5 protein-coding genes are annotated in these 6,359 nt (G+C 43.5%); 1 reads left to right on the top strand and 4 read right to left on the bottom strand.

What is annotated here, in order from left to right; translation table 11 throughout:
- Positions 1 to 93 precede the first annotated feature (93 nt).
- The 3 genes from AB4496_RS23000 to AB4496_RS22990 form a co-directional block, all read right to left on the bottom strand.
- Positions 94 to 1,455 (bottom strand): sodium-dependent transporter, encoded by a 1,362-nt coding sequence (locus AB4496_RS23000; protein ID WP_012603370.1) that lies wholly within the window; start codon positions 1,453 to 1,455, stop codon positions 94 to 96.
- Positions 1,456 to 1,743: 288 nt separating this feature from the next.
- Entirely contained in the window at positions 1,744 to 2,520 is a 777-nt protein-coding gene (locus AB4496_RS22995) for a YggN family protein (protein ID WP_032500839.1), read from the bottom strand.
- An 88-nt stretch (positions 2,521 to 2,608) separates the two neighbouring features.
- The gene (locus AB4496_RS22990) at positions 2,609 to 3,082 is read right to left on the bottom strand and encodes a GreA/GreB family elongation factor (RefSeq protein ID WP_017096215.1); all 474 of its coding nucleotides are present in this window, start codon (positions 3,080 to 3,082) and stop codon (positions 2,609 to 2,611) included.
- Positions 3,083 to 3,227: 145 nt separating this feature from the next.
- Here AB4496_RS22990 and AB4496_RS22985 point away from each other — a divergent pair, with 145 nt between their 5' ends.
- Positions 3,228 to 5,162 (top strand): ATP-dependent DNA helicase RecQ, encoded by a 1,935-nt coding sequence (locus AB4496_RS22985; protein ID WP_102258204.1) that lies wholly within the window; start codon positions 3,228 to 3,230, stop codon positions 5,160 to 5,162.
- A 109-nt stretch (positions 5,163 to 5,271) separates the two neighbouring features.
- On the opposite strand, the gene dinB is transcribed toward AB4496_RS22985, so the two are convergent.
- Positions 5,272 to 6,348: a DNA polymerase IV gene (gene dinB, locus AB4496_RS22980; protein WP_102258205.1), complete on the bottom strand. Its 1,077-nt coding sequence runs from the start codon at positions 6,346 to 6,348 to the stop codon at positions 5,272 to 5,274.
- Positions 6,349 to 6,359 lie beyond the last annotated feature (11 nt).

Genomic DNA, 6,359 nt, shown 5'->3' with positions numbered 1-6,359 from the left:
TCGAACAAGCTTGTTCGATACAAAAACAACAAAGCCACTCATTAAGAGTGGCCTTGAACTGCAAGTCTAATCATCTAGATGTTAAATGGTCTACTAGCCAAAAGATGCCCAGATAACCGTTGCGACTAAAATTGGGCACACGAACTTCACATACATTGGCCAAACCTTACCAAACCAACCAAGTTGAAAATCAGGACAACCTTGTTCAAGTTCTTTCACTTTTGAAGCTCGGCTCCATACCCAACCACCAAACACACAGAACATCAGTGCAGCGACTGGTTGAAGGTACTGAGTCGCAATCATCGCAACCATGCCAAACATAGCGGCAAAGTTGTAAACAATCACCACACTGAACAATGCGATAGCACCACCAATTACCCAACTTGTTGGCGTTCGTCTGGTCTTAAAACGCTCACTAACAAGAGCGACAGGGGCTTCCAACATTGAAATCGATGAAGTAAGTGCTGCAATCGTTAGCAATAAGAAGAACACAATTGCGAAGACCTGGCCCAGCATACCTAGGCTATCAAACATCAAAGGCAGAACCGTAAATACTAGGGTATCAGAGCTCAGTAATGAGCCATCTTCAGCATAGATTTGAACACCTTTTTGCATCGCAACAAACATCGCAGGCATCACGACTAAACCCGCAATAAAAGCAACCGCGGTATCAACTAAGGTAACGTTCATTGCCATTTTTGGCAGGTTCTCTTTCTTACTTAAGTAAGAGCCATAAACCAACATCGAGCAACCGCCAATAGTGAGCGAGAAGAAGCCCTGTCCCATTGCCGCCAGAATCAGTTTTCTATCCCACACTTTCTCAAAGTCTGGAACAAGGTAATGTTTTAGGCCTTCCATCGCGCCAGATTGCGTCATGATGTAAACAAACAATAAGCCAAATAACACAAATAGCGCAGGCATTAAACGGGTCGACCATTTCTCGATCCCCTGCTTAACACCGCCCTGAACAATCAAGATAGTCAGTACATAGAATGCGACGGTACCAAAAACATTGCGCTCAACACTGAAGCCTTTAAACCAATCAGCAGCAGCCTCTAGACCAATCAGGTCAGCGACAGCACCTATTAGGAAGCAGATCAACCAACCACCGACAATGCTATAAAACGCTAGCACTGCACTTGGAACACTCAACCCAATCCAACCAACAAATTCACCGACTTTCTTGCCTAACGGGTTTGTAGTCAAAGAACGCATGCTATCGACAGGATTTGCTTGGCCATGTCGACCAATAGCCATCTCAACCACCAGCATCGGGAAAGCAACCACGAAAATCATAATTAGGTAAACAAGCAGAAAAGCACCACCGCCGTTACTGGCGACTTGGGTTGGGAAACCCCAAATATTACCTAAGCCAACAGCAGCACCCGCCGCTGCTAAAATAAAACCCAAACGAGAGCTAAAGTGCTCTCTTGAAGAGGAAGATTGTTGGTCCATATTGCCCGCATCAAAAATCAGTGAACTAGTTTAGAAGTACAGTAATCAAAAGCAATGATAGGCACAACTAATAAATGAGCAATCTTCTAGTTTTTACAACAAATACGCTATTTAGAACCATTAAATTAACAAATAACTGGTCTTATCGTTTACCTAAAAGCAGTAAAGCAAGGTTCAGGACTAGAGAAACAATGGATTGAATTGAGATGATTACTCGTCGTATTGTTCAATTTATACGAACAAAAAGAGCACCAAATGGTGCTCTTGTGACTTATAGTTAGATTCAGATTAGATCGTGAAGACTTGATAGTCTTTTAGGTTCGGAATGATTTCATGCAGCTGTTGCTCTTGTTCTGCCATCTCATCTAGAGAATCACAGAACTCATTCGCTTCCTCTTGCACTTGTTGAGAGTGTTCTTTCATGCGCTCTTCAACTTTAAGCTTTAATGCAGCCATGCTGTCAGCCAATTCAGTTAGGTTTAAGCCACCATCTTGTTTCATTTTTTCTGACATCGCATTAAAAGCGCTAGAGATAAATTCTTGGTTAAAGATCTCCTTAGCCTTCTCGAAATCTTCAGACCAACCATTGGCCATCGAATCAAAACTGTCTGCTGGTAACACTAACTCGCCATCTTTGTAGTAACGAGCTTCCAGTTCAGCAAAGTAGGTTTTCATTGACTCTTTTACATTATCAAATGATTCCGGTGAATCTAGGCTAGCAGCAATGTCATCAATAACATCATTCGCTAACGCTAAACCATCGTTAGCCATTTGTTTCGCTCGTGGTAAGTACTCACTCATTTTTTCGCGGTATTTCTCAATCGCCGCTTGTTGGTCGGCATCAAGCTCAACCTTCTCACCATGGATATATAAGTCGTTGTTACCATCAAAAACGGCAGTATCACCATTCACTTGGTGGATTTCGACTTTCTGGTCATCGATTCGCAATTCATTTTTCAAATCAACTCGACACTGAGCAGCAAAAGTTGGCAGGCTCACAACAGAGATTACCGCTGTTAACGATGCGATTAATACACTGTTCTTCATAAACATTTTGTTTTTCATAACATCCTCTCATCAATCTGACAGATTACTATACCCTTGGTATATGCTTCTTTGTCAGAGAAACGTTTTATATATATCCGTTACTCAGTTAGTCGATAGATATTACTTCATAGCAAAACTGTTTATCTGCGACCTTAAACTCAATCTCATCACCGACTTCTTTCCCCATTAGAGCCTGACCAAAAGGTGCATTTTCCGTCACGATAGCAACTTCATTGTTATTCCACGTAACAGAAAGCCCACCGACTCTCGGCCCCATAAAAAAATGTTTATATTGATCATGCTCGTCAATGACCACAACATAGCTGCTCACTGTAATCCTCTCACTATCACGCAGCACTAAGTTACGATAACACTGAATGTCATCTTCACACTCTTGCACTCTTACAGCTTGACCGTGAGCAAGATACGAAGCTTCTAGAGCCAGAGTGTCGTACTTATGCTCAGGCACAGTCTCTTCATCGGTCGCAGCATCAATAGCGCGTTGAGTAGCAGATTGTGCGATACGTAATCGGGATTCGAGTTGCTCTATGATTATTTGGCGAAGCTCAGACTTATTCATACTATTGGGGTGCTTTTCTATAGGAGCTACAGAATAGAATTAGGTACAATCAGGTGCAAGACATTTGATTCATCAAGCGACGCAATCATCAATAGGCGCCCGCTTTAACATCAATACGACACTTAATAACTCAGGTAGAACATAAATGATTGAGCAGAAGCTAAAACAAGTATTCGGATTCGACTCACTGCGTAATGGGCAAAAGCAAGTCATTGATAATGTTCTATCTGGTCACTCGACTGCCGCTATATTCCCAACAGGCTCAGGCAAGTCGCTTTGCTACCAATTGCCAGCACTAGAGTTGCCGCACTTAACCTTAGTGATATCACCATTGTTAGCCTTAATGAAAGACCAGCTCAGCTTCTTACACAGTAAGGGAATAAGCGCGGCTGCAATCGAATCAAGCCAAGACAGACAAACCACACAACAGGTGATGCAATCCGTGCGTAACGGCGATACTAAAATCCTAATGATCTCTGTTGAGCGCTTGAAGAACGAACGCTTTCGTCAGTTTATCTCCCAAGTTCCCATCTCTATGCTCGTAGTTGATGAAGCACACTGTATATCAGAATGGGGACACAACTTCAGACCAGACTACCTGAAGCTTCCCCAATACCAAAAGCAGCTCAATATTCCACAAGTACTGCTACTGACAGCTACTGCGACGACATCGGTTATCCAAGATATGAAGTCGAAGTTTGAAATTGATGAGGAACGCGTTGTGGTTACGGGTTTCTATCGTCAAAACCTCGACCTGTCGATTCAACCTTGCGAACAAACCAGCAAACTAGAAACCTTGTGCAATGTCGTTAACCAAGCTTCTCTAGCTCCGACTATTGTTTATGTCACCCTTCAACAGACAGCAGAGATGGTGGCTCAGCAACTCCGTAATGCTGGCGTTAATGCCGTGGCTTACCATGCCGGTCTTAAGCCTGAAAACAGAGATGCCATTCAGCATCAATTCATGAACGATGACGTGAACTGCATCGTGGCAACCATTGCTTTTGGTATGGGTGTCGATAAGTCCAACATTCGCCGAGTGATTCACTTTGACTTACCGAAATCGATCGAAAACTACTCGCAAGAGATAGGCAGAGCCGGCAGAGATGGTCAGCCTTCAGAATGTATTCTTCTCGCCAACAAATATGGTCTAAGTACACTAGAGAACTTCGTTTTTGGTGATACGCCAGACAACATATCAATTCAAACGGTCTTAAAAGAAATATACGAAAACCAAAACATTGCGGCTTCTGGCGCAAACCAATGGGAAATCATGCTCAACCAATTATCGCGTGAGTCCAACATTCGTCAGTTACCACTTAAAACGCTACTGGTGTATCTCGAAATTGAAGGCGTGATTGAGCCTAAATACAGCTACTTTGCTGACTACAAATTTAAATTCATACGTACTAAGCAGCAGATCACCGAACAATTCCAAGGCGAACGTCGTCATTTTGTGGAAGCGATTTTCCAATGTTCTCCTCAAGCAAGAGTATGGTGCCAAGTCGACTTCGACGCACTGTGGACACACTTCCAGACTGATCGTCAGCGTGTGATTGCGGCAATCGATTACTTCAATGAACAAGGTTGGATTGAGTTGGAAAGTAAGCAGATCACAGATGTGTATGCGATCCACAACACCACTGAAGACATGATGCAGTTATCGGAACGTCTAACTGAATTGTTTAAGGAAAAAGAGAACAGTGAGATAAACCGCCTTAACCAAATGCTGAGCTTCTTTGAGGCTGATACCTGCCTAAGCTCTCGCCTTGCGAGTTACTTCGCCGATGATAAAGCGCCAGCCAAGTGTGGTCACTGCTCAGTATGTCGCGGTCAAGTAGCAATATTACCAACCGTTGATGTTGAGCCTATTGATGATGAAACGGTAATGACATGGACCCATGAGTTCATTTCCGCAAGCCAACAATTGATCACCGACGAAGCCATTACTCGTTTTCTATGCGGAATCGCAACTCCACTTTCAACTAAGCTTAAAGCCAGCAAAATGGTTGGATACGGAAAGCTAGAGCAACAACCATTCAGTGATACCTTAGCGCGAGTTAAACAACTTCCTAGATAAGGCATATCACGTATTGATATAGAAGCTGGCTAGGCTGTGGAGTCTAGTCGGTATTCAAACTCTAGCACTTCCAGCAACACCTCTAAACCTAAACTCTCAGCGCCTTTCCCTAAAAGAAACTCAACTGACGCATTTGGTCTTTGGGTTGTAGCATTACGCTTAAACCAAGCAGGCGAATTTCTCGCCCTTGCTGCCTTTTGAGTATCTCACTCAACAGTTCTTTAAAGTGCTCTCGATCGAGAGAGGCGTGTATGTGCTCGATAGTGGTTTGCTGGAAGTCGGCAAACTTGAGCTTAATGCCCTGCTTGATGATAGCTTTACTTGGGCTAGCTTTCTCTAGACGTGCTTCAAGCTCAGGAAAAAGCTTGTCTTCTATTACTTGCCAACATTCTGCGTAAGTAGAAATATTCTGAGTAAAAGTTCGCTCTACGCCTACTGATTTTCGTTCACGCTCAATAATAACTTCTCTGTCATCAATACCATGGCTGCGCTTCCAGAGTGATGCGCCTTGACGGCCAAACCTGAGCAATAGATCTCGATAGTCAGATTCCTTAATGTCCTTACAAGTAAAGAAGCCAGCTTGATGGAGCTTTTCAATACTGACCTTGCCAACGCCTGGGATTTTTTCGAGTGGCAATTCATCTATCACTGATTGTACGTCTTGTGGAGGTATTACAAACTGACCATTGGGCTTATTCAGATCCGAGGCCACCTTCGCCAAAAATTTAATCGGCGCAATACCAGCAGAAGCGGTCAGGTTAAGTTCATTCCAGATATCGCGACGAATTGATTCGGCAATCAGTGTTGCCGAGCCACGACACAGCGTCGAATCCGTGACATCAAGAAAAGCTTCATCTAAAGACAGAGGTTCAATGATGGATGTATATCGAGAAAAAATCTCGCGAATCTTTTTCGATATCTCGACGTAGACCGACATCCTACCAGGAACAACCAACAGATTGGGACAAAGCTGCAGCGCCTTTCCCGTCGGCATTGCAGAACGAATACCAAACTTGCGAGCTTCGTAATTACAGGTACTCAAAACGCCACGCTGCTTTTCATGCCCCCCGACTGCAAGTGGTCGATTTCGGTAAGCAGGATTATCTCTCATTTCAACAGCTGCGTAAAAACAGTCCATATCAACGTGGATTATCTTTCTTACTTTCTCTTCACCCGCACTACACATCTAGGAATCTG

The sequence above is a fragment of the Vibrio sp. 10N.222.46.A1 genome (genome assembly GCF_041473595.1).
In the GTDB taxonomy this organism is placed as follows: Bacteria; Pseudomonadota; Gammaproteobacteria; order Enterobacterales; family Vibrionaceae; genus Vibrio; species Vibrio tasmaniensis_A.
This window is presented reverse-complemented; position numbering and strand designations above follow the sequence as displayed.

What these genes read in the sequence shown, in the direction of transcription:
- AB4496_RS23000 (WP_012603370.1), bottom strand. Translation starts at nt 1,455, where the DNA reads ATGGACCAACAATCTTCCTCTTCAAGAGAGCACTTTAGCTCTCGTTTG.
- AB4496_RS22995 (WP_032500839.1), bottom strand. Translation starts at nt 2,520, where the DNA reads ATGAAAAACAAAATGTTTATGAAGAACAGTGTATTAATCGCATCGTTA.
- AB4496_RS22990 (WP_017096215.1), bottom strand. Translation starts at nt 3,082, where the DNA reads ATGAATAAGTCTGAGCTTCGCCAAATAATCATAGAGCAACTCGAATCC.
- AB4496_RS22985 (WP_102258204.1), top strand. Translation starts at nt 3,228, where the DNA reads ATGATTGAGCAGAAGCTAAAACAAGTATTCGGATTCGACTCACTGCGT.
- dinB (WP_102258205.1), bottom strand. Translation starts at nt 6,348, where the DNA reads ATGTGTAGTGCGGGTGAAGAGAAAGTAAGAAAGATAATCCACGTTGAT.